Consider the following 22633-nt stretch of genomic DNA (forward strand, 5'->3'; position numbering starts at 1 on the left):
CGGTCTTCCATGATCAAACGCAGTTTCAAGTCCATCCTGACCACCTGGTTTGCCGGCCTGCTGGCCCTGCTGCCGCTGGCGCTGACGCTGGCGCTGATCGGCTGGGTCGTCAGTCTGCTGAACCGCTTCATCGGTCCGGGCAGCGTGGTCGGCAAGCTGTTCGCCGCGCTGGGGCAGCCGCTGGTCGACAACCCCATCCTCGCCTACCTGCTCGGCACGCTGCTGCTGATCGCTGCAATCTATCCGCTCGGCCTTGCCGTGCAGTCCGGCTTGAAGAAACCGCTGGCCAAGCTGGTCGACCTCACGCTCAGGCGGATTCCGCTGTTCGGCAGCCTCTACAATCTGGCCGACCGCTTTGTCGCCCTGCTCGACCAGAAACAGGAGGCCGACATCGGGGCCATGAGCCCGGTCTGGTGCTTCTTTGGCGGTGACGGCGTCGCGGTACTGGCGCTGATGCCGAATCCGGAGCCGGTCGACCTCGATGGCCGGCTCTATCACGCGGTGCTGGTACCGACGGCGCCGGTGCCGATCGGCGGGGGCCTGCTGTACGTCCCGGCCGACTGGATCCGTCCGGCCAGTATCGGCGTCGACAAGCTCACCAGTGTCTACGTCTCGATGGGCATCACCCCGCCACCGATGCTGCGCAGCGGCAAGGCGGTCCTCGGCGGAACCGCCCGCCTCGGCTGAGCACGCCTCAGGCGCCCAGCCGCTCGTCGACTGTCACATTGAACGACCCGCCGGCCGTCGGATCCCGGCCCGGCCTTGCGTTTTCACGACGCACCGACCGTGATGCCGACGGAAAAAACGCGCCCGGCCGGTTCAGGCCACATTGCCTTCCGGTGTTTCACCGCCGGCCTGCAGGCAGGCGCACAGCCGCTCGTGGCCATCGTATTGCTGAATCAGGGCCGGGCCGCGCGCTTCGAGCGCGCCGCGCAGGGTGGCAATGTCAAACAGTGCATTCGGTTTCGTGTCCATCTTGGTTTCCTTGTGGCATGACATACACCTGCATTTTATGCTGCCATGCAGCATATTCTGTAAAACTGTTAATTGTACCGTCTGAAATCAAATAACCGTTCATGACCTGGACCATGCGGACATAAAAAAACGGGCAAGCCCGAAGGCCTGCCCGTTCAAGGTCTACAACAGGATGCTTATTGGACCGAGCCAGCCGGCAGGGTCGGGTATTCCTGCTTCACCGCGAAGGTCTTGCCGCCAACCGTGACGACGTAGTTCGACGGGCCGGTGATCGGCAGGTAGTAGTTCAGGGTGATGTCGATGGTCGCGCCCGGGGCCAGCGTCTGCCAGCTCGGGGTCGAGAACTTGACGTGGTGGAAGTCACCCTTGAAGCCGCCAACGTTGCTGCCGGTGTGCTCCGACGACACGACCTTCAGACCGGTACCGGACTGATCGCTCATGTTGTTCGGTGCAGCGACCGGGTAGTCGAACTCGATCACGGTACCGCCCGGCAGGGTTGCGCCGGTGTTGTTGGTAATGCGCAGGTACGGGTTGATCGGGTAGTTCTGGTCACCCAGCTTGAAGTTGGTCAGGTCGAACTTCAGATCGATCTGCTGCGCCGGCATCGCGGTCTTCGCACGCTTGTTGCCATACGGCGACGCGTTGCGGAAGTTGGTCGCGAGCAGCTTGGTCAGGGTCGAGCCCGGTACGTACTGGCCCTTGGTGCCGTTCAGGTTGGTCTTGTTGGCGTCCCAATCGTAGTCGCCGGCCATTTCCCAGAACATCGCACCACCAACGCCGTTGTTGATGATCCACTCGGCCTTCTTCTGGATCGATTGCTCGTCCTCGGTCGAGATGAACACCTTCTTGCTGGCGTTCCACAGCCACGGCGCCACCAGGGTCGCGTCGTAGTAGCGGGTGTAGCTGCCAACCAGATCAGCCGCGCCGAGGTTGAACAGCGGCAGGTAGTCACCCGCGATGCCCTTCTCGAGGTTCTTGGCGTGCCACATCGGGTTCGAACCGGCGCCCATTTCCTTGCCGTTCTGGTCCAGATCGTGCCAGATGTTGTCGATGCCGATCGCACCCAGACCGCACGTGGTCAGGCCCGGACCGCAGTTGCTCGACGTCGGCGACGTGCCCCACAGGCCGTTGGTACCACCGGTCACGTCCTTGTGGCCACGGGTGTAGTACGGCAGACCGGCGTTGATGCGACCGCCCGGCAGTGCGCCACGGAAGTAGTGGTAAGCCCAGTCGGTGTTCAGGTAGCCGATGCCGCCATACTGTGCCGAGCTGTAGACCGACCACTTGGCGAGTTCGGCATCCTTGCCGTCGTCGAACAGTGCAGCGTTCGGACCGACGAATTCGTTCCAAGCACCGTGCAGGTCATACGTCATCATGTTGACGTAGTCGAGGTACTTGACGCCCTGGAACGATTCCATGCCGCGCAGCAGGTAGGCCGACGACGGCGAAGCGATCGTCATCATGTAGTACTTGCCGTCTGCAACCGAAGCCTGGTCGAGCTTGGTGCGCAGGGTTTCCAGCAGCGCACGGTACGAGGCTTGCAGACCCTTCAGACGCGGGCTCGACACGCTCCAGTCGAGCGGGTTGCCGGCCTTGTCCATCGTGGTCGGGTATTCGTAGTCGAGATCCGCACCGTCGAAGCCGTACTGGCGCAGGAAGGCAACGACCGAGTCGGCGAATACGTTGATGCCGGCCTGGTTGATCGAACCGTCGGCGTTGGTCGTCATGGTGTAGAAGCCACCCGAAGCGACACGGTTGCCGTCGGCACCGAAGTAGCCGCCGGTTTCAGCCCAGCCGCCGATCGACACGAGGGTCTTCACGCCAGGGTGCTGCTTCTTGAACTTGTTCAGCTGGTTGAAGTGGCCCTTGTACGGCAGGCTCGAATCCATCGTCACGCCCGGCACGGCCGGCTTGCCGTCCGAACCGTCCCAGACCATCTGGGTCGACTCGTTGCCGGCAACGTCGGCATTGACCGACACCTTGTTGCTGCTGTCGATGTGTGCGAACGCGTAGTTGACGTGGGTGATGTCGTTCCACGGAATGTCCGAAGCCAGGTAGCTCGGCAGGCCGTTCTTGCCGGTACGCCAGTTGGTGAAGTAACCGATGATGCGGCGCTTCAGGCCATTCGGCAGGATTTCGCGGCCGTTGGTGTCGTACACGGTGCAGTACGGCACGTTGGCAACGCTGCTGACCAGTCCGTCCGGACGGCAGGCTTCCTGGCCGCTCGGCGTCGGGGTCGGAGCAGGCGTCGGTGCCGGGGTCGGTGCCGGGGTCGGTGCCGGGGTCGGTGCCGGGGTCGGTGCCGGGGTCGGTGCCGGGGTCGGTGCCGGGGTCGGTGCCGGGGTCGGTGCCGGGGTCGGTGCCGGGGTCGGTGCCGGGGTCGGTGCCGGGGTCGGTGCCGGGGTCGGTGCCGGGGTCGGTGCCGGGGTCGGTGCCGGGGTCGGTGCCGGGGTCGGTGCCGGGGTCGGTGCCGGGGTCGGTGCCGGGGTCGGTGCCGGGGTCGGTGCCGGGGTCGGTGCCGGGGTCGGTGCCGGGGTCGGTGCCGGGGTCGGTGCCGGGGTCGGTGCCGGGGTCGGTGCCGGGGTCGGTGCCGGGGTCGGTGCCGGGGTCGGTGCCGGGGTCGGTGCCGGGGTCGGAGCCGGGGTCGGAGCCGGGGTCGGAGCCGGGGTCGGAGCCGGGGTCGGAGCCGGGGTCGGAGCCGGGGTCGGAGCCGGGGTCGGAGCCGGGGTCGGAGCCGGGGTCGGAGCCGGGGTCGGAGCCGGGGTCGGAGCCGGGGTCGGAGCCGGGGTCGGAGCCGGGGTCGGAGCCGGGGTCGGAGCCGGGGTCGGAGCCGGGGTCGGAGCCGGGGTCGGAGCCGGGGTCGGAGCCGGGGTCGGAGCCGGGGTCGGCGTGCCGGTGGTGCAGGCGCCGAGGTCGGTCCAAGGCTGGCCTTCGCCAGTGCTGCTCGACGGTACGTTGCCTTGCGTCCACCACTTGGCCGAGTAGTTGCGGCCGTTGTAGCTCACGGTCGCGCCGCCGTTGTAGGCGGTGCTGGCGTTCCAGGCGGCGGCGGTGCAGCTGCCGGCCGGGGTAGGTGCCGGGGTAGGTGCCGGGGTAGGTGCCGGGGTAGGTGCCGGGGTAGGTGCCGGGGTAGGTGCCGGGGTAGGTGCCGGGGTCGGCGTGCCGGTGCTGGCGCCGATCAGCTTCCACAGCGTCGGGCTGGCAGCCGGGTTCCAGTTGGTACCGACATAGGCGGTATGGGTCACCAGCGCCTGATAGTCGTTACCGAGGTACGACACATAAGTGCCAGCAGTGTAGGTATTACCTTCCTGCCAGGCCGGGTACGCCGCATAGGCGTGCACTGCGATCAGCGCGGCCGGGATGGCAGCCAGGGTGAAACGGTTGAAACGGGACATGGAACGCGTCTCCTCGTTATTGGTTTTGTTCAGGCTAACAAGTGGTATTAGCCATGAACGCCACTGCCGTCATTTATGAGTAAGAAAACCCAAGGAAGGCATTGCCAGACCCGCTATGTGCGCGAGCCCATGCATGGCGAAGCTTGATTACTCTGGAAGCCGCCAACACTGTCAAGGCACCGCCCGGCGGCTGGCCGAACGGCATGTAATCACGACAAAAAACACATTGCGCCGACTACACATTCCAATCGGCGCCCATCTTCGACCTCAATCCGGAACGAGTGCATCCCATTGTTTGAGAATACATTTCCCATCATCCACTCTGGATTTGCGGAAAAACATCAGGAAATAATCATGTAGTTTTTTCGACAACCACAGGTAGTCCGGCCGTGATGGTCACCGCAGCCGCCGTTCGTCCCCGATCAACTGCATGCCGTTTTTCGCGCCGGCGCTACATCGTCCGGCAACAAACATTTCTTGTTTCTTACGAATAAAAACAGACATAGAAATATGCTTCGCACCGTCCGCGATGCGGCGATCGGCGATTTCGGCGACCAAAGTGGTATTGACCGGCGTCGTCGAAACGTTCCTTCCGTTTGGCATGCCGGCATTCACCTTGCCGCTCGCCGGCGCATCTGATAAAACCCGAGTTAGTTACTCGGTTAATCAAGATGCTGATTCGCAAGCTGTTCAAGTTCGAAAACGCGCACATCGTGCGCAACTGCTCGTCCGACCGTTGCCGCCGGTCGATCCATGGCCACAGCTACAAGGTCGAGGTGCTGCTCGAAGCGCACGCGCTTGATCACGGCCAGATGGTTTACGATTTCGGTCTGATGAAAGGCACGATCAAGGACGTGATCGATGCGTTCGATCACGCGATCTGCTTCTGGGACAAGGACGATCCCGACTACGTCGCGCTGTGCAAGACCTTCTCGGCCCGATGGATTTCGATGCCGGTGTCGCCCTCGGCCGAACAGTTCGCCCGGCTGTTCTTCGTCGTCATCGACGCACTGCTGAAGCAGACAACGATGGCCAACGGCGAAGGCGACGTCCTGCTGCATTCGGTGATCGCCCATGAAACCGAGACCGGCTATGCACAGGCGTTCCGCGACGACGCGTACAACCCGCGCATGGGCCCGATCGCGCTGGCGGACATCGTCTTTTCCGAGCAGGTACAGGCCGAGTGGCGCGACCCGTCGATGTACGCCAGGCTGCTGGCCGGCGAACTGTTCGCCAATCCGGCGGTCGAGTTGCAGGTCAGGCCTTGAAACCCGATACGCATTGAAAAAGCCGCGGCATGCCGCGGCTTTTTCATGACCAGCGCTCGCCCGAGTCGGGCTGCGTCAGCGCAGCGCACAGCAGGATCAGCACCGCGCCATAGGGCCAGACATCCCCGATCACCGACGCCAGACCGTTGAAATGCATCAGATGGCCATAGTGCCAGCGGAACAGCGGCAACGTGGCCGACAGCTGCGGGCTCAATGGCCAGATCCAGCCGACCGCAACCGCGGCCGCCAGCGCCAGCGCGCCGACCAGCGCACGCAAGCGGCGGCGCAGCTGCCACAGCCCCCACAGCAGCAGCACGCCGACGGCACCGCCGATCAGGATGTTGCGGTTGATCCAGGCAAAGAACTGCGCCGGCTGCAGCAGCATGCCGGCGAAAGTGAGTTTGACGACCAGCCCCGCAAGCAGCGTCAGCCGGATCGCGGCCGGTACTTCGCGCACGTGCTTGACCAGCACCGAGACGAACAGTGCGACGCCGACCAGGTGCAGCATCATGCCGCCGGCCTCGAGCAGCGACAGGAACAGCGCCGGATCGGCGAGCGGCGAATCGAACGGTTGCGGGATGCCGCGCGGCGCGACCACGACACCGAGGAACGGCACCGACGGATCGAACTGGGTGACGAACCACAGGCCGAGCCAGACCAGTCCCCATTCGGCCAGCGTGCTGTCGGCCAGGTGGCTGTGGCGGAAGACCTGCCATGCGCGCTGCCAGCGGCGGTTGGCGATGACCAGCGACAGCAGGCCGCCGATGCAGGCGCCGAATCCGTTGCTGAGCATGTCGAGATTGGACGCGACCCGGTCGGGCAGGAACTGCTGGACGAATTCGACCGAACCCGACAGCAGCGTGCCGACCAGCGTGGCCAGCGGCCATGCATACCAGCGCCGGCGCGCCATCAGCCCGACGGCGACGCCGAGCGGCACGTAGGCGAGCACGTTGACGAGGTTGTCGAACAGCGTGAAGTAGTACGGCAGCGGGTAGGTGTAGAACGCGAAGACCGGTTCGCCGGTGTAGCGCCAGCCGGTGAACGGGTAGAAGCTGATCGTCAGGATGACGAGCAGGTAGCAGTAGAAGAAGTACTGCGAGACGCGCGACTGCGAAACGTGGTTCGCGAGGTAGCTGATCGGCGGAAAGCGCATGGCGTGCAACGGGGCGAGTCGCCTCGCCCCGTCGGCTCCATTACTTGGACGTCTTCACTTCGGTCCACAGCCGGTTCAGGTCACGCAGCTGTTTGCCCTCGAGTGCGTTGAGCTGTTGCAGTTTCTTGATCGCCTCGGCATCGGGGAAGACCGCGCTGATCTTCTTGATTTCGGGCTTCACGAACGGTGCGGCCGCCGAGTTCGGGTTGCCGGTGCCGACCATATTGGTCAGTTCGGCCGCGTTCTTGCCGTCGAGCATGAAGTTGACGAACTTGACCGCCAGATCCGGGCGCGGCGCGCTCTTCAGGATCACCATATTGTCGACCGACAGCGTGTTGCCTTCCTTCTGCAGCGTGTAGTTGACGTTGAACGGGCGCTTTGCGGCCTTGGCATCCTGCGCGGCCTGGAACATGTCGCTCGAGTAGCCGTGGGCGACCCAGATGTTGCCCAGCGTCAGTTCCTTGATATAGCTCTGGCTGTTGAAGGCGGCCCAGAACGGCTTGGCGGCCTTGATCGTTGCAGCGGCCTTCTTCAGCTCTTCCGGCTTGACCGAGTTGGCCGAGAAACCGTTGTACATCAGCGCGGCGGCGAAGACTTCGCGGCTGTCGTCGAGCACGGTGACCTTGCCCTTGATCCTGGCGAGCACCTTCGGATCGAAAATCACCGACCACGACGTCGGATCGACACCGGCTTCCTTCAGGCGTGCGTCGTTGTAGCCGACCAGCGTGGTCGTGAACGAGTACGGCAGCGAATACTGGTTGCCCTTGTCGTAGGCACTGTTCAGGAACGCGGCGTTGGCGTTCTTGGCGTTCGGCAGCTTGGCCTTGTCGAGCGGCTGCACGAGGTTCTGCTTCACCAGCGGCGGAATCGCGAAACCGGTCGGCACCACGACGTCGTAGCCCTTGGCGCCGGCCGCGAGCTTGGCGAGCATTTCTTCCATCGCGCCGTAGTAGTCCTGCACCACGCGGCACTTGCACTCGGCCTCGAAGCGCTTCACCGTTTCCGGTGCGATGTAGTTGTTCCAGTTGTACAGGTGCAGCACGTCGTCGGCCTGGGCGACGCCGGCGGTGAGAAGCAAGCCCAGCAGCAGTTTTTTCATGTTTTTTCCGTGTTTTCCGAAAAAATCGCGGTACTCCCGCACCGCATCGACGAAGCAGATGATGCCGCAAGCCGCCGTGTTTGCAAACGTCACGACCGGGCTTGCGACACCGTGTCAGGCCGGACTCAGCCGCCGACCTTGATGTCGGTCCAGGCGCGGTTCCATGCACGCCGGGTGGCCGCGTTCAGGTCGGTCAGCTGTTCGAGCTGCTTGACCTGTTCGGCGTCCGGATTGATCGCCGGCACCGCCAGCAGCGCCTTGTCGATGAACGGCTTGGCGGCCGCGTTCGGATTGCCGGCGCCGACGTTGTTGGTGATGCCGGCGGCGTTCTTGCCGTCGAGCATGAAGTTGATGAACTGGTGCGCCAGATCCGGACGCGGCGCGTTCTTGTGGATCACGAAGGAATCCGCGGTCATGCCGTTGCCTTCCTTCTGCAGCGTGTAGTCGATCCTGAACGCCCGCTTGGCCTTGATCGCGTCCTGCCTGGCCTGGAACAGGTCGTTCGAGTAACCGAGCGCGACCCAGATGTTGCCCAGCGTCAGTTCCTTGATGTAGCTCTGGCTGTTGAACGCGGCCCAGTACGGCTTGGCGGCCTTGATCGTCGCGACGGCCTTCTTCAGCTCTTCGGGCTTTTGCGAATTGGCCGAAAAACCGTTGTAGCGCAGCGCGGCGGCGATCACTTCGCGCGGATCGTCGAGCACGGTGACCTTGCCCTTCAGTTTGGCGAGGAGCTTCGGATCGAACACCACCGCCCAACTGGTCGGATCGATGCCGAGCGACTTGAGCTTGTCGGCGTTGTAGCCGACCAGGGTCACGGTGAAGTCGTACGGCGCCGAGTACTGGTTGTTCGGATCGAGCGGCGTGTTGGCGAACGCCGGGTTCAGGTTCCTGATGTTCGGCAGCTTGGCCTTGTCGAGCGGCTGCAGCAGGCCGAGCTTGGCCAGCGGCGGAATGCCGTAGTTCGACGGGCCGATCACGTCGAAGCCCTTGGCACCGGCGGTGAGCTTGGCCAGCGCCTCTTCCATCGACCCGTAGTAGGTCTCCTGCACCTTGCATTTGCACTCGGCCTCGAAGCGCTTGATGGTGTCGCTCGAGACGGCGTTGTTCCAGTTGAAGAGGTGCATGACCCCCTCGGCATGAGCGGCAAGACTGGAAACAAGGAACAGGGGAAGAAGCAGCTTTTTCATCAGCACATCGCCTTTAAAAAAGTGGCACGAGGCCGGTGCGGTCCATCCGCACGTCAGGGGAAACCCCGCCCGGAGGCGGGGACAGGGTTCAGTCCGGGCAGAAATCCACCCAGAGCAGTTCGAGCGGGTTGCGCATGACCGTCGGCATCTCAGGACTGCGCCTTGATCGCGCCCGGCGCGACCTTGCTGGCGATGACGATCAGCGCCAGTGTCAGCAGCATCAGCAGCGTCGAGATCGCGTTCACTTCCGGCGTCACCGCGATGCGGATCATCGAGTAGATCTGCAGCGGCAGCGTCGACGCACCGGCGCCGGCGGTGAAGAAGGTGATGACGAAATCATCGATCGACAGCGTGAACGCCATCAGCGCGCCGGCAATGATGCCGGGCATGATCAAGGGCAGCGTCACCAGCCGGAACGCCTGTACCGGCGTCGCGCCGAGATCGCGCGCGGCCTCGACCAGCGACTCGTCCATGCCCTGCAGCCGCGACCGCACGACGATGGCCACGAAGCCGATGCAGAAGGCGATGTGCGACAGCGTCACGGACACCAGACCCAGCGTCATGTTGAGCATGACGAAGAAGATCAGCAGCGAGACGCCCATGAGGATTTCGGGGATCGCGATCGGCGTCAGCACCAGCACCGGCAAGAGCCGCAGCTTGTACTTGTACATGGCCACCCCGGCCAGCGTGCCGAGCACGGTCGAGCAGACCGAGGTGACCAGACCGATGATCAGCGTGTTGCGCGCCGCGGTGAGCATCTGCGCGTCGTTGAACAGGATCTCGTACCACTTGAACGTGAAGCCGACCCATTCCGCATTGAGCTTGGAGTCGTTGAACGAATAGACGACGACGATGATCAGCGGCAGGTACAGGAACAGGTAGACCAGCCCGGCCGCGCCCCACAGCCATTTCGATTGCTTAGAGTGCATTGCGCTTGCCTCCCCGGCCGATCAGCGTTGCCAGGCCGGCGAGCATCAGCACCGCCAGCGTCAGCATGATCGACAGCACCGAGCCGAACGGCCAGTCGCGGCTGTCGAGGAACTGCTGCTTGATCAGGTTGCCGATCATGATGCCGTCGGTCCCGCCGACAAGGTCGGGCACCGCGAACATGCCCAGCGCCGGAATGAACACCAGTGCCGCACCGGCCCACACGCCGGGCAGCGACAGTGGCCAGGTGATGCGCCAGAAGCGCTGCCAGGCATTGGCACCGAGGTCCTGCGCCGCGTCGAGCAGGTTCATGTCGTGTTTTTCGAGGTTGGCGTACAGCGGCAGCACCATGAACGGCAGGTGCACGTACACGAGCACCAGGATCACCGCGAAGTGGCTGAACAGCAGCTGTACCGGACCGACGCCGATGACGCCGAGCACGGCATTGATCGACCTGGCGAAATAGCCCTGCGGCCCGAGGATGATCATCCACGAGTAGACGCGGATCAGGAAGTTGCTCCAGAACGGCAGGATCACCAGCAGCACCAGCAGGTCGCGGTGCTTTTTCGGGCTGCGTGCAATCAGCCACGCCAGCGGATAGGCCAGCACGAGGCAGATCACCGTCGTCAGCCCGGCGTACCAGAACGACTTGATGAACAGCTCGAAGAACACCGGCTCCTGGAAGAAGCGCGCGAAGTTTTCGAGCGTCAGGAACTCGCGGAAGTTGGCCGCGTTGATCAGCAACTCGGTCTTGCCGGTGTCCGGGTTGACGTCCATCAGCGGCAGCAGGCCGCCGTAGTCGCCCGGAAAACGGAACGCGGCAAACGCCATGATTGCCGACGGAATCGCGAAGAACAGCAGCAGATAGAGCAGCGGCGGTCCGGAAATCAGCCACTTGGCCAGGCGGTTGTTGCGCATTGCCGGGTCCCGTCAGGCGAGGACGAAGTGGCCGGCGTCGAAACGCCATGCCAGTTCGACCTGGTCGTTGTCGTCAAAGAAGCGTGCACGGCCCGACGCGGCGTTCGGCAGCATGGTTTCGACCAGCGTGCCGTTGTCGAGCTCGACGATGTAGATCGTCACGTCGCCGAGGAAGAGGCAGTCGTGGACCTTGCCCTTGAAATGCACTTCGTGGTCGTCGCCGGCCGGCAGGGAGGCGCCGAGCTTGATCTTCTCCGGCCGCAGCGTCAGCGTGCCCCTGGCGCCCACGGCGGCGCCCGCCACCGGCAGTGCTTCGGCGATGCCGACGCCTTCGATCTCGAGCTTCATCTTGCCGTCGTCGATCGCAACGACGGTCGCGTCGAGCAGGTTGCACTGGCCGATGAAGTCGGCGACGAAGCGGCTGTTCGGGTAGCTGTAGATCGTCTCGGGCACGTCGAGCTGGGCGACCTGCCCCTTGTTCATCACCGCGATCCGGTGCGACAGCGCCAGCGCCTCGCCCTGGTCGTGGGTCACGTAGACGAAGGTGATGCCGACTTCCTTCTGCAGATTGATCAGTTCGATCTGCATTTCCTCGCGCAGCTTGGCGTCGAGCGCCGACAGCGGCTCGTCGAGCAGCAGCAGGCGCGGCCGGTTCACCAGCGCGCGGGCAATGGCGACACGCTGGCGCTGGCCGCCCGAGAGCTCGTGCGGGAAACGCGTGGCGAACTGGGTCAGCCGCACGTCGTCGAGCACCTCGTCGACACGCGCCTTGATGTCGGCCTGCGGCACCCTGGCCATTTTCAGCGGAAAGGCGATGTTCTGCGCGACGGTCATGTGCGGGAACAGCGCATAGCTCTGGAACACCGTGTGCACCGGGCGCTTTTCCGGCGGCACGCCAGCGACGTTCTTGCCGTCGAGCAGGATCTGCCCCGAATCCGGTTGTTCGAAACCCGCGAGCATGCGCAGCAAGGTGGTCTTGCCGCAGCCGGACGGACCGAGCAGCGTGAAGAATTCGCCGGCCTCGACCGACAGGCTGACATGGTTGACCGCGGTGAAATCACCGAAGGTCTTGACCACGTCGCGGATCTCCAAGAGCGCCATGTTGTTCCCCGAGAAAAAACGGCCCGTAGTTTAGCGAAGATCCCCCCCCGGGGACAGGCGTTTTTACCAACAAAGACAAGGGATTGCGCCGGATTTCCGCTCCACGGCCCGGATGCGCCGCCGCAGCGGCATGCCGCGGGGCATGCGCCCGTATAATCGGCACCATTGTGATGCGGACCGACAACATGACCATGGACTGGCAACGACTGCTTTCCGCCGACCGGCTCGGCACCGATCGGGCCACGCCGATCGAGGCCGGCCGCAGCAATTACCACAAGGATCACGACCGCATCGTGTTCTGCTCGCCGTTCCGGCGCATGGGCCGCAAGACCCAGGTCCACCCGATGACCGAGAACGACCACGTCCACACCCGGCTGACCCACAGCATCGAGGTGGCCTGCGTCGGCCGCTCGCTCGGCGTCCTGGTCGGCGAGGCGATCCGCGACCGGCTGCCCGGACACGTCAACCCGTACGACCTCGGCGCCATCGTCCAGGCCGCATGTCTTGCGCACGACATCGGCAACCCGCCGTTCGGCCACGCCGGCGAATACGCGATCCGCGACTGGTTCCGCCGCGACGAGCACGCCTACCTGCTGCAGAACCTCGCCCCGGACGAGCGCCGCGACCTGAGCACCTACGAAGGCAACGCGCAGGGCTTCCGCATCATCACCCAGCTCGAAAACCACCGCTTCGAGGGCGGCTTGCGCCTGACCTACGCGACGCTCGGCACCACGCTCAAGTATCCGTGGACCAGCGAACACGCCGGCCCCAAGGGCAAGTACAGCTGCTATGCCAGCGAGCTGCCGCAACTGCAGCAGGTGGCCGCCGAGCTCGGCCTGCCCGAGCTGGCACCGGGCCGCTGGGCGCGGCATCCGCTCTCCTACCTGATGGAAGCGGCCGACGACATCTGCTACGCGATTCTCGACCTCGAGGACGGCATCGAGATCGGCATGCTGGCCTACGAAACGGTCGAGCCGATCCTGATGAAGATCGCCGGCGGCGAGCGCGACCTGCTGGCGCTGGAAGTCTCGGCCGCACCGAGCGTGCGCCGCAAGATTTCGCTGTTGCGCGGCAAGGCCGTCGACCGCTGCGTGCGCGACGTCGCCGCGACCTTTCTCGCCCAGTACGGCCGGCTGATGGATGGCAGCTATCAGGGCGACCTGCTCAACGACTGTCCGGCGGCGATGCGCCACGGCATTCTCGAAGCCAAGCAGCTGGCGCGCGACCGCATCTTCAACGAACGCCGCAAGATCGAGATCGAGGTCGGTTCGTTCACCTGCCTCGACATCCTGCTCGACGCCTTCTGCAACGCGGCCTACCAGCTCAAGGTCAGCCCCGAGCTGCCGTTCCGGATGCGCCGGGTGCTCGACCTGATGGATTACAACGCGCCGAAAAAGGAATGGCCCTTGTACGACGCCTACCAGCGCGTGCTCGACTTCATCGGCGGCATGACCGACAACTACGCGACCTACCTGGCGCAGCAGGTCGGCGGCATGGGCCGCTGAGCGCCGCCCCCGGGGGGCCATCCATTCAGGGCAGACTGGACGCCGGTCGGCAAGCGGCTTTGTGACGGGAACTTGCCCGGCGCCGGATGAGACCATCCCGGGTTACGTCCGTTTACGAGATCCACCGGATGACCCGCTTTCTGTTCGCCATGCTGGCCAGCATGGCCGCCCTGCCCGTACTCGCCGCGCCGTCCTGCGAAAAGGACGCACTCGGCCTCAGTGCCCGCATCGACAACGCCGGCGCCACCGCCCGGCCGGTCGGTGCCGGCGACGACCGCAAGATCACCCGTGCCAGCAGCGATGCCGGCGAACTGATCGTCGAAACCCGCGATGAAGGGCGCACGTCGGTCCGCTACTACAGCAGCGGCGATACGCTGCGCTACGTGCGCAGCTTCGGCACCGTGCAGCAGGGCAAGCGCGTTGTCGCCCATACCGCGCGGCTGTCATGGAAGGCCGATGGCAGCCGTTGCGACGGCGCCCGCTACATTCGCGGCAAACCCGCGCGGCTCGATGCCAGCACGTTCGCCGCATTCCGGACCGACTGGCTGCAGCTGCGCAGCATTGCGGTCAACGCGGCCTCGAAACCGGCGCCCAGCCACTCGTCGGCGCCGGCGGTCGCCGCACCGGTCCGCAACGCCTTGCCGGTCTTCACCGCGCCCGATGCAGCGAAGACGATGCGGTCCGGGCTGCTAACACCTGAATAAATCCGCAAATAACCGCATTACTTTGCAAAAAACCGCAATGCAGCGCATAGTGGCGGCATGTTTACGCATGAACGCCAGCAACGCATCGTTGCCCTGCTCGCCGACCGGGGACGCGCCAGCGTCACCGAACTCGCCGCCACCCTCGCCGTGTCCGACGACACGGTACGCCGTGACCTGAACACGCTGGCCGCGCTCGGCCTGCTGCAGAAAACCCACGGTGGCGCGCTGTCGCTCGACGTCCCCAACATGCGCCGCAGCGCCCGCGCCGCGGTGCTGCCGGAGGTCAAGCAGGCACTCGGCCGGCGCGTGGCCGCGCTGGTCGAACCCGGCCAGACGCTGATGCTCGACGCCGGCAATTCGCTGCTGGCCGTCGCGCAGGCCCTCCCCGACGTGGCGCTGACGGTGATCACGCATTCGCTCGACATCGCCCAGCTGCTGTCCGAACGCCCGCAGGTGAAGCTGATCCTGCTCGGCGGCGAATGGGACGCCTCGCAGCGGCTGTTCCGCGGCGCGACCATGCTGGCCATGGCGCAGCAGTACCGCGCCGATCTGGCGATCATGGGCGCCTGCGCGATCCATCCGGTGCTCGGCGTCACCGCCAGCGACGAATCGGACGGCGCGATCAAGCGCACCTTCATCGCCGGCAGCGCCCGCCGCTGGCTGGTGTCCGACCACAGCAAGTTCGGCGAACACGCGCCGTATGCCGTCGCGCCGCTGGACGCCTTCGAACGCATTTTCACCGACCGCGACCCGCAACTGCCCGTCGCGCCCACGACGACCCTGACCCTGCTCACGGAGACCCAGCATGGCTGATTCCCTCAACGTTGCCCTCGTCGGCTACGGTTACGCCGGCAAGACCTTCCACGCCCCGCTGATCGCCGGCATACCCGGCATGTCGCTCGCGGCCATCGTGTCGAGCAGCAGGGACAAGGTCGCCGCCGACTGGCCGCAAGTCGCGGTGCATGCGGACGTCGCCACCGTGCTGGCCGACCCCGCGATCGGCCTGGTCGTGATCGCGACACCGAACGACACCCACTTCGATCTGGCCCGGCGCGCACTCGACGCCGGCAAGCATGTCGTCGTCGACAAGCCGTTCACCGTGACCGTCGCCGAAGCGCGCGAACTCGAAGCGATCGCCCGCAAGGCCGGCCGGGTACTGTCGGTGTTCCACAACCGCCGCTGGGACGCCGACTTCCTGACGCTGAAGACGCTGATCGATACCGGCAAGCTCGGTGACGTCGTGCAGTTCGAGTCGCATTTCGACCGCTTCCGCCCGCAGGTACGGCAACGCTGGCGCGAAGCCGACGTGCCGGGCGCCGGGCTGTGGTACGACCTCGGCCCCCACATCGTCGACCAGGCGCTGCAGCTGTTCGGCAAACCCGATGCCGTCTTTGCCGACTTCAACCGCCGCCGCGACGGCGCGCTGGCCACCGACTACTTCCACGTGCTGCTGCGCTATCCGAAGACGCGCGTGATCCTGCACGGCAGCGTCCTCGTTCCCGGCGGCAGCCCGCGCTTTGTCGTGCACGGCACCGCCGCCAGCTTCATCAAGCACGGCCTCGACGTACAGGAAGACCAGCTCAAGGCCGGCCGGCAGCCCGGCTGCAAGGGCTGGGGCATCGACGACCAGCACGGCGTCCGTTATGTCGGCAATGCCGATGCGCCGCACGTCGAACCGGTCGCCACGCTGCCCGGCGACTACCGCCACTACTACGCCGGCGTGCGCGACGCGATCGTCGAAGGCAGTCCGAACCCGGTGCCCGCTGCCGAGGCCATCCTCGTCATGGAGGTGATCGAGCTGGCCATCCGTGCCGCAGCGGAACGCCGCGAACTGGCACTGCCATGAGCGCCGCCGCCATCGACGCCGATCTGGCGCTGATTGCCGAACAGGAACAACTGCTGCAGTTCGAACGCTTCGACGCCGACACCGCGTTCGAACTCGGCAGCCGCCTGCGCGATGCCGCCACCGCGTACGGCACGCCGGTGGCGATCGAGATCTGGCAGAACGGCAGTCCGCTGTTCTTCTTCGCCATGCCCGGCACCGCGCCGAGCAACGCCGACTGGCTGCGCCGCAAGCGCAACACGGTCTGGCATTTCGGTCGCAGCAGCTATGCGATCGGCCTCAAGCTCGCCGGAAACGGCGACAGCCTCGCCGGCAAGCATGCGCTGGCCGAGCGCGACTACGCCGCCCACGGCGGTGCCTTTCCGCTGGCGGTCCGGGGCACCGGCATCGTCGGCAGCATCGCGATCTCCGGTCTGCCGCAGCGCGACGACCACGGGGTGGTGGTCGCGGTGATTGCCGAATACCTCGGCATCGACCCGGCCGCGCTCGCCCTGCCGGACTGAGCCGCCGGCTTGCCACGCCCTTGTCTTTGCCCCTAGCATCGGTGTTGCGCCTCCCACGGGAAGCCGCCGTAAGCGTTTACGTCAAGCAACGCGCCAACTTCTGCCGGCATTTGCCGGGGTTGTGTCCTTCCGCCCGCCGGAAGGGGCGCCTTGTTCTGCCGGCTTATGGAGCTTCCATGTCTTCTCCGCAATCCTCGTTCCGCAAACTCCCCGCCCGCTACGCCGGCATCGTCATGCCGCTGCTGCTGTCGTTGCTGATGACGTGCATCGTCTCGGTCATCAGTACGCTGCGCGGCATCGGCCCGGCCGGCTTTCCGCAGGTCTGGCTCGGCGCCTGGGGGCTGTCGTGGCTGGTCGCGTTTCCGGTACTGCTGCTGGTACTGCCGGTCGTGCGCCGGCTGACGATGCTGATCGTCCGGGCTGCGTGATCCCGCATAGACCCGAATGAACAACGCCCCGGCAAGTCGGGGCGTTGTTCATTGGTGTGAAACGTGCGGCAGGGCGGCCCCCTGCATCGCCTCAGCCGGTCCCGGATGCCGGCGTCGGGACCGGCTGCGGCGGCGCGCCGCTCACCAGGACATCCCATGCCGCCATCGCGGCGCCGGCCATGCCGAGCAGCACGTCGTAACCGGCACCATCCAGCGCCTGCATCGACATGCCCTGACGGATGCCGATATAGAACGTCGCCAGCATCTGCACATCGGCCGTTGCCGGAATGTCGCCGTCCGCCACACCGCGCACCAGCCGCGCCCTCAGCAGTGCATCCGAACGGAGCCGCCGCTCGTGCAGGTGCTGCCAGACGCCGGCATTGGCCGGCGTACAGTTGAGCGCCGACAGCAGCACCATGCAGCCGGCCGGCCGGTCCGGCTCGCAGAAACATCTGGCGCTGGCCTGCAACAGGCCGGCAACCGCTTCGCGTGCCGACGGGGTGTTCTGCAGTATCTCGGCGACCGGCGAGCCCGCTTCGCGGTCGTACAGGTCGAGCGCTTCCTTGAACAGCGCCTCCTTCGAGCCGAACGTCGCATACAGGCTGGGCGAGTTGATCTGCATCGCATCGGTCAGGCACGCCAGCGACGAGCCTTCGTAACCGTGCTTCCAGAAAATGGCCATGGCCCGGCGCAAGGCCAGTTCGCGGTCAAAACAGCGCGGGCGTCCTCGCTCGGCCATGTACGGTCTCCCGGTTTCATCCACCAGTGCGACGGGGGATGCCTGAAAGGCAGGACAGCGACCGGTCACACTTCTGTAACGATCATAACAGAAATAAATTGACAGGCCGATCGGGATGCCCCAATCATATTTGTATCGATCGATACAAATAATGCGAACCGGATCGTCGTCCCGTTTCGTTCCGCGCCAAGCCGGTCTGTCCAGACCGAAACCACCGGAGTTCCTACGATGTCTGCTCATCCCCATCCCTACGGCAAGTGGCTCGTGCTGGCTGCCGTCTGCCTTGCCGGCATGATGCTGCCGCTGAGTTTTACCGCGCCGGGTATCGCGATTCCGGCCATCAGCCGGGACCTCGGCGGCAGCACGCCCGCACTGGCCTGGGTCGTCAACGGCTTCATCCTGAGTTTCGGCAGCGTGGTGATGGCAGCCGGCGCACTGGCCGACCGGTTCGGCCGCAAGCGCGTCTTCCGCAACGGCATCGCCGCCTTCGGGGCCCTGTCGCTGCTGCAGGGTCTGGCGCCGGACCTGCCCTCGCTGATCACGCTGCGCGCATTGCAGGGCATCGCCGCCGCGACCGCGATGGCCGGTGGCTCGGCGTCGCTGGCGCACGAGTTCGACGGCAAGCAGCGCACGCAGGCCTACAGCCTGCTCGGCACCAGTTTCGGCATCGGCCTCGCGTTCGGCCCGGTCTGGGCCGGCTTCCTGATCGAGCAGTTCGGCTGGCGCAGCATTTTCCTGACCAATGTGGCGATCAGCCTGCTGGTGCTGCTCTTCGGCGTGCCGCGCATGCACGAATCACGCGACCCAGACGCCAGGGGCGTCGATCTCTGGGGTACGGTCACCTTCACCGGCCTGTTGCTGCTGCTGACGCTGGGCATCATGCAGGGCCCGCAACGCGGCTGGAGCAGCCCGCTGGTGGTCGCCCTGCTGCTGGGCGCGGCCGTGTTCCTCGCGGTCTTCATCCAGGTCGAGAGCCTGCATCCGCGTTCGATGCTCGATCTGCGCCTGTTCCGCAACCTGCGTTTCCTCGGGGCGCAGGCATTGCCGCTGGGCACGGCGTTCAGCTTCGTCGTGCCGCTGATCATCCTGCCGGTCCGCTTCATCGGCGTCGAAGGCTACGACCCGGTACGCGCCGGACTGATGATGATTCCGCTCTCGGCGCCGATGCTGTTCGTGCCCTTCCTCGGTGCGCTGCTTACACGCTGGTTTGCGGCCAGCAGCCTGTGCGCGGTCGGCTTTGCCATCTCGACCGCCGCCTTGCTGTGGCTGGCGACCGTGGCGCCCGGCGCACCGGCTGCGGATTTCGTCTGGCCGATGCTGTTGATCGGCGTCGGTGCGGGCCTGCCCTGGGGACTGATGGACGATCTGGCCATCAGCGTGGTCGCCAGGGAGCGCGCCGGCATGGCAACCGGGTTCTTCACCACGGTACGGGTCGCCGGCGAATCGCTGGGGCTGGCGATTTCGGGCGTCGTCCTGATCGGGCTGCTGCAGGTCGGGCTGGCTCAGCAGTTCGGCAACCACATTGCAGTCGTATCGATCGCCAATACGCTGGCCGCGGGCGACATCGCCCAGGCACAGACCGCCCTGCCCGGCCATGACCCGTCGGTCTGGCTGGCAATCTACGGCAAGGCCTTCCAGCAGATGGCGTTCGTGCTCGCCGCGCTGACGCTGATCTCGGGCCTGATCGCCTTCGTGACCCTGCGCCATGCCCACGCCAGACAGGCAGCGGGCGCGACGCTGGCGCCGCAAGCAAACGGCTGAGTATCGACGCCTGGTCTGACCTTCGGTCAGCCTCGCCATCCAGGCGACGACACCCGATGCCCCGGCATGCCGGGGCATCGGGCTTTGCGCCGCTTGCCCCCGGAAGCCCCGGTCCGGCAGACGGCCGCCATTGCCCTGCCGGATGCCCCGGCGACGTGGCGGCACACCGGCCAGCCCGCCGTTCGCTCCGCCCGACCCGACAGCGATTGACACGCCATCTTTCGAAAATAATGCTGCGTCGCGCAAGCCTGACACCGGAAAAAACTTACTCAAACCGGAATGTTCGGCCTGCGTTGAACTTCATCCAATTCAAGCAGGTAGGAGATGAGCTGCATGAAATCGAAATCCGGACGCTTGCCGTCCAATGGCCGTGTACTGGCCCTGTCCATCGTTGCCGCGTTTGCCGGCTCGGTGATCCCTGCCACGGCGCTCGCCGTGTCGTGTACCGGCGTTGCGGCCTGGGATGCGACCAAGGTCTACGCCGCTGGCGGTACCTCGGTCACCCAGGCCAACCATCTGTACCAGAACAAGTGGTGGACCCAGAACGAAGACCCGAGCAAGTCCGGCGCCAACGGCGTCTGGGCCGACAAGGGTGTGTGCGACGGCGCGGTCACGCCGACGCCCGCCCCGACACCGGCGCCGACGCCCGCACCCACGCCGACCCCGGTTCCTACTCCGGTGCCGACGCCCGCCCCCACACCGACGCCCGTACCGACACCGGCGCCGACACCCGGTAGCTGCGCGGTCTGGGCCGAGAGTAACACCAGGCCGTACAACGCCGGCGACGTGGTCAGCTACAACGGCAACACCTACACCGCCCTGACGACGCACTACGCCTACGTCGGGACCAACTGGAACCCGGCATCGAGCACGACGCTGTGGAAGGCCGGTGGCAGCTGCTCGGCCACGCCGACGCCGACGCCGACGCCGACTCCGACTCCGACGCCGACGCCGACGCCGACGCCGACGCCGACTCCGACTCCGACTCCGACTCCGACTCCGACTCCGACTCCGACTCCGACTCCGACTCCGACTCCGACTCCGACTCCGACTCCGACACCGACTCCGACGCCGACGCCCGCACCGACACCGTCGGGCAGCAACGATGCCTGCCGTCCGGAAGGGCTGGCCGTGTCTCAGGTCGCCAACGTGCCGTACTGCCTCGTCTACGACAGCACCGGCCGCGAAAAGCTGGCCAACGGTCTGCAGCGCCGCAACATCGGTTACTTCACCAACTGGCGCACCGGCAAGGATGGCCTGCAGCGCTATCTGGCCAGCGACATTCCGTGGGATGCACTCACCCACATCAACTACGCCTTCGCGCACATCGACGGCAACAACAAGGTCTCGGTCAATCAGGACGTCGCCGGCAACGAGTCGACCGACATGAGCTGGCCGGGTGTCGCCGGGGCCGAGATGGATCCGTCGCTGCCGTACACCGGTCACTTCAACCTGCTGAACAAGTTCAAGAAGCAGTACCCGAACGTGCGCACGCTGGTGTCGATCGGCGGCTGGGCCGAAACCGGCGGCTACTTCGGTGCCGACGGCAAGCGCGTCGCATCGGGCGGTTTCTACGCGATGTCGACCAATGCCGACGCCACGGTCAACACGGCCGGCATCAACACCTTCGCCGATTCGGCCGTGGCCTTCATCCGCCAGTACGGCTTTGACGGTGTCGACATCGACTACGAGTACCCGACTTCGCTGACCAACGCCGGCAACCCGCTCGACTTCACCGTCGCCAGCCCGCGCCTCAAGGGTCTGCAGGCCAGCTACCGCGAGCTGATGCGCGTCCTGCGCGAGAAGCTCAACGCGGCCTCGGTCGCCGACGGCAAGTACTACGAACTGTCGGCCGCCGTACCGGCGTCGGGTTATCTGCTGCGCGGCATGGAAGCCTTCCAGTCGCTGGCCTACCTCGACTTCGTCAACGTGATGAGCTACGACCTGCACGGCACGTGGAACCAGTTCGTCGGCCCGAACGCCGCGCTGTTCGATGACGGCAAGGACGGCGAGCTGGCGTTCTGGAACGTCTACGGCGACGCGCAGTACAAGAACATCGGCTACCTGAACACCGACTGGGCTTACCACTACTACCGTGGCGGCATGCCGGCAGGCCGGGTCAACGTCGGCGTTCCGTTCTACACCCGTGGCTGGCGTGACGTGACCGGCGGCAACAACGGCCTGTGGGGCACCTCGCAGACCAATACGTGCCCGGTTGGCGTCGAAGCGCCATGCGGCGTCGGCGCAGCCGGTGTCGACAACATCTGGTTCGACGTCGATGACAAGGGCAGCATCGAGGATGCCGGCTCCAACCCGATGTGGCACGCCAAGAACCTCGAGAAGGGCATTGCCGCCGACTACCTGTCGCAGTACAAGTTCGCGGCCAGCGACCTGACCGGCACCTACACGCGCTACTACGACAGCACCCTCGTGGCGCCGTGGCTGTGGAATGCGCAGAAGAAGGTGTTCCTGTCGACCGAGGACGAGCAGTCGATCCAGGCCAAGGCCGACTGGATCATCAAGAACGGCGTCGGCGGTGCGATGAACTGGGAACTGGCCGGCGACTACGACTGGGATGCCAACCGCACGACACTGACCGGCAGCAAGGGCCAGTACGTGCCGGGCGCGACGCTGACCCGTCTGCTGGCCAGCAACTTCCGCAGCGCCACGCCGTACGGCAACACGCTGTCGAACACCGCCATGCCGGCCGAAGTCGTCGACGTGTCGGCCTCGCTGACGGCGTTCGCGATGGGCGACGACAACTTCCCGATCGCTCCGAAGCTGCACATCGTCAACAACACCGGCGCCATCATCCCGGCCGGCAGCGTGCTGCGTTTCCAGTATCCGACCTCGGCGCCGGACAACCTGGAAGCCAGCGGCATGACGGTGACGTCGGGCCATACCGGCAACAACATCGGCGGCCTCAAGGGTGATTTCCACACCGTCGACTACACGCTGCCGAAACTGGCGGTCGGTGCGGTGAAGGACATCAAGATCACCTACCGTCTGCCGATCGCCGGACCGAGCAACTATCAGCTGATCGTGAACGGCAAGGCGTTCTCGCTCAAGCAGGAGCACCCGCTCTACCCGGTCGGCAAGTTCTAAGCACGACACGACTCCGGCGCCC

20 protein-coding genes and 2 pseudogenes are annotated in these 22633 nt (G+C 65.4%); 11 read left to right on the plus strand and 11 right to left on the minus strand.

All coding sequences use genetic code 11. The features are described from left to right. The first annotated feature begins 9 nt into the window (after positions 1 to 9). Positions 10 to 687: a DUF502 domain-containing protein gene (locus tag IE097_RS08005; protein WP_189459756.1), complete on the plus strand. Its 678-nt coding sequence runs from the start codon at positions 10 to 12 to the stop codon at positions 685 to 687. Positions 688 to 819: 132 nt separating this feature from the next. Here IE097_RS08005 and IE097_RS08010 read toward each other — a convergent pair whose 3' ends face one another. Continuing rightward, complete coding sequence (locus IE097_RS08010) at positions 820 to 975, minus strand: hypothetical protein (RefSeq protein ID WP_189459757.1); 156 nt, start codon at positions 973 to 975, stop codon at positions 820 to 822. 176 nt (positions 976 to 1151) lie between these two features. Further along, the gene (locus tag IE097_RS19660) at positions 1152 to 3149 is read right to left on the minus strand and encodes a chitinase C-terminal domain-containing protein (protein WP_229797518.1); all 1998 of its coding nucleotides are present in this window, start codon (positions 3147 to 3149) and stop codon (positions 1152 to 1154) included. 42 nt (positions 3150 to 3191) lie between these two features. Here IE097_RS19660 and IE097_RS19665 point away from each other — a divergent pair. After that, a pseudogene (locus tag IE097_RS19665) lies at positions 3192 to 3545 on the plus strand (hypothetical protein); the annotation flags it as partial. Positions 3546 to 3905: 360 nt separating this feature from the next. Here IE097_RS19665 and IE097_RS19670 read toward each other — a convergent pair. Beyond that, positions 3906 to 4370: pseudogene (locus tag IE097_RS19670) on the minus strand (carbohydrate-binding protein); the annotation flags it as partial. A 396-nt stretch (positions 4371 to 4766) separates the two neighbouring features. Continuing rightward, positions 4767 to 4985: a hypothetical protein gene (locus tag IE097_RS08020; protein WP_189459758.1), complete on the minus strand. Its 219-nt coding sequence runs from the start codon at positions 4983 to 4985 to the stop codon at positions 4767 to 4769. Between the two features lie 56 nt (positions 4986 to 5041). On the opposite strand from IE097_RS08020, the gene IE097_RS08025 reads away from it, so the two are divergent. Continuing rightward, the gene (locus IE097_RS08025) at positions 5042 to 5638 is read left to right on the plus strand and encodes a 6-pyruvoyl trahydropterin synthase family protein (protein WP_189459759.1); all 597 of its coding nucleotides are present in this window, start codon (positions 5042 to 5044) and stop codon (positions 5636 to 5638) included. Between the two features lie 43 nt (positions 5639 to 5681). Here the strand turns inward: IE097_RS08025 and IE097_RS08030 are convergent, their stop codons facing one another. The 6 genes from IE097_RS08030 to IE097_RS08055 form a co-directional block, all read right to left on the minus strand. Further along, a complete protein-coding gene (locus IE097_RS08030) occupies positions 5682 to 6791 on the minus strand; it encodes a VanZ family protein (RefSeq protein ID WP_189459760.1) in 1110 nt (369 codons plus the stop codon). Positions 6792 to 6831: 40 nt separating this feature from the next. Then, positions 6832 to 7890: a polyamine ABC transporter substrate-binding protein gene (locus tag IE097_RS08035; protein WP_189459761.1), complete on the minus strand. Its 1059-nt coding sequence runs from the start codon at positions 7888 to 7890 to the stop codon at positions 6832 to 6834. Between the two features lie 125 nt (positions 7891 to 8015). Then, positions 8016 to 9077, minus strand: coding sequence for an ABC transporter substrate-binding protein (locus IE097_RS08040; RefSeq protein WP_189459762.1), 1062 nt, complete (start codon positions 9075 to 9077; stop codon positions 8016 to 8018). 149 nt (positions 9078 to 9226) lie between these two features. After that, positions 9227 to 10006, minus strand: a complete 780-nt coding sequence (locus tag IE097_RS08045; RefSeq protein WP_189459763.1) for an ABC transporter permease — start codon at positions 10004 to 10006, stop codon at positions 9227 to 9229. Beyond that, positions 9996 to 10922, minus strand: coding sequence for an ABC transporter permease (locus tag IE097_RS08050; protein WP_189459764.1), 927 nt, complete (start codon positions 10920 to 10922; stop codon positions 9996 to 9998). The genes IE097_RS08045 and IE097_RS08050 overlap by 11 nt, the downstream gene beginning before the upstream one ends. A 12-nt stretch (positions 10923 to 10934) precedes the next feature. Further along, complete coding sequence (locus IE097_RS08055; protein ID WP_189459765.1) at positions 10935 to 12023, minus strand: ABC transporter ATP-binding protein; 1089 nt, start codon at positions 12021 to 12023, stop codon at positions 10935 to 10937. Positions 12024 to 12208: 185 nt separating this feature from the next. On the opposite strand from IE097_RS08055, the gene IE097_RS08060 reads away from it, so the two are divergent. From IE097_RS08060 to IE097_RS08085, 6 genes are all read left to right on the plus strand, one after another. Then, on the plus strand, positions 12209 to 13528 hold the full coding sequence (locus IE097_RS08060; protein ID WP_189459766.1) for a deoxyguanosinetriphosphate triphosphohydrolase: 1320 nt from the start codon (positions 12209 to 12211) through the stop codon (positions 13526 to 13528). 128 nt (positions 13529 to 13656) lie between these two features. Further along, positions 13657 to 14232 (plus strand): hypothetical protein, encoded by a 576-nt coding sequence (locus IE097_RS08065; RefSeq protein ID WP_189459767.1) that lies wholly within the window; start codon positions 13657 to 13659, stop codon positions 14230 to 14232. Between the two features lie 57 nt (positions 14233 to 14289). Then, complete coding sequence (locus IE097_RS08070) at positions 14290 to 15045, plus strand: DeoR/GlpR family DNA-binding transcription regulator (RefSeq protein ID WP_189459768.1); 756 nt, start codon at positions 14290 to 14292, stop codon at positions 15043 to 15045. Further along, positions 15038 to 16078: an oxidoreductase gene (locus IE097_RS08075; protein WP_189459769.1), complete on the plus strand. Its 1041-nt coding sequence runs from the start codon at positions 15038 to 15040 to the stop codon at positions 16076 to 16078. The genes IE097_RS08070 and IE097_RS08075 overlap by 8 nt, the downstream gene beginning before the upstream one ends. Next, complete coding sequence (locus tag IE097_RS08080; protein WP_189459770.1) at positions 16075 to 16578, plus strand: heme-degrading domain-containing protein; 504 nt, start codon at positions 16075 to 16077, stop codon at positions 16576 to 16578. The genes IE097_RS08075 and IE097_RS08080 overlap by 4 nt, the downstream gene beginning before the upstream one ends. A gap of 176 nt (positions 16579 to 16754) precedes the next feature. Next, a complete protein-coding gene (locus IE097_RS08085) occupies positions 16755 to 17006 on the plus strand; it encodes a DUF2798 domain-containing protein (protein WP_189459771.1) in 252 nt (83 codons plus the stop codon). Positions 17007 to 17097: 91 nt separating this feature from the next. Here IE097_RS08085 and IE097_RS08090 read toward each other — a convergent pair whose 3' ends face one another. Next, a complete protein-coding gene (locus tag IE097_RS08090; protein WP_189459772.1) occupies positions 17098 to 17745 on the minus strand; it encodes a TetR/AcrR family transcriptional regulator in 648 nt (215 codons plus the stop codon). Positions 17746 to 17973: 228 nt separating this feature from the next. On the opposite strand from IE097_RS08090, the gene IE097_RS08095 reads away from it, so the two are divergent. Both IE097_RS08095 and IE097_RS08100 read left to right on the plus strand, forming a co-directional pair. Further along, positions 17974 to 19506 carry an MFS transporter gene (locus tag IE097_RS08095; RefSeq protein WP_189459773.1) on the plus strand — a complete coding sequence of 511 codons (1533 nt, stop codon included), beginning with the start codon at positions 17974 to 17976 and terminating at the stop codon, positions 19504 to 19506. 333 nt (positions 19507 to 19839) lie between these two features. After that, entirely contained in the window at positions 19840 to 22611 is a 2772-nt protein-coding gene (locus IE097_RS08100) for a glycosyl hydrolase family 18 protein (RefSeq protein WP_229797494.1), read from the plus strand. The last annotated feature ends 22 nt before the right edge of the window (positions 22612 to 22633 follow it).

Source organism: Jeongeupia chitinilytica (assembly GCF_014652315.1).
In the GTDB taxonomy this organism is placed as follows: Bacteria; Pseudomonadota; Gammaproteobacteria; order Burkholderiales; family Chitinibacteraceae; genus Jeongeupia; species Jeongeupia chitinilytica.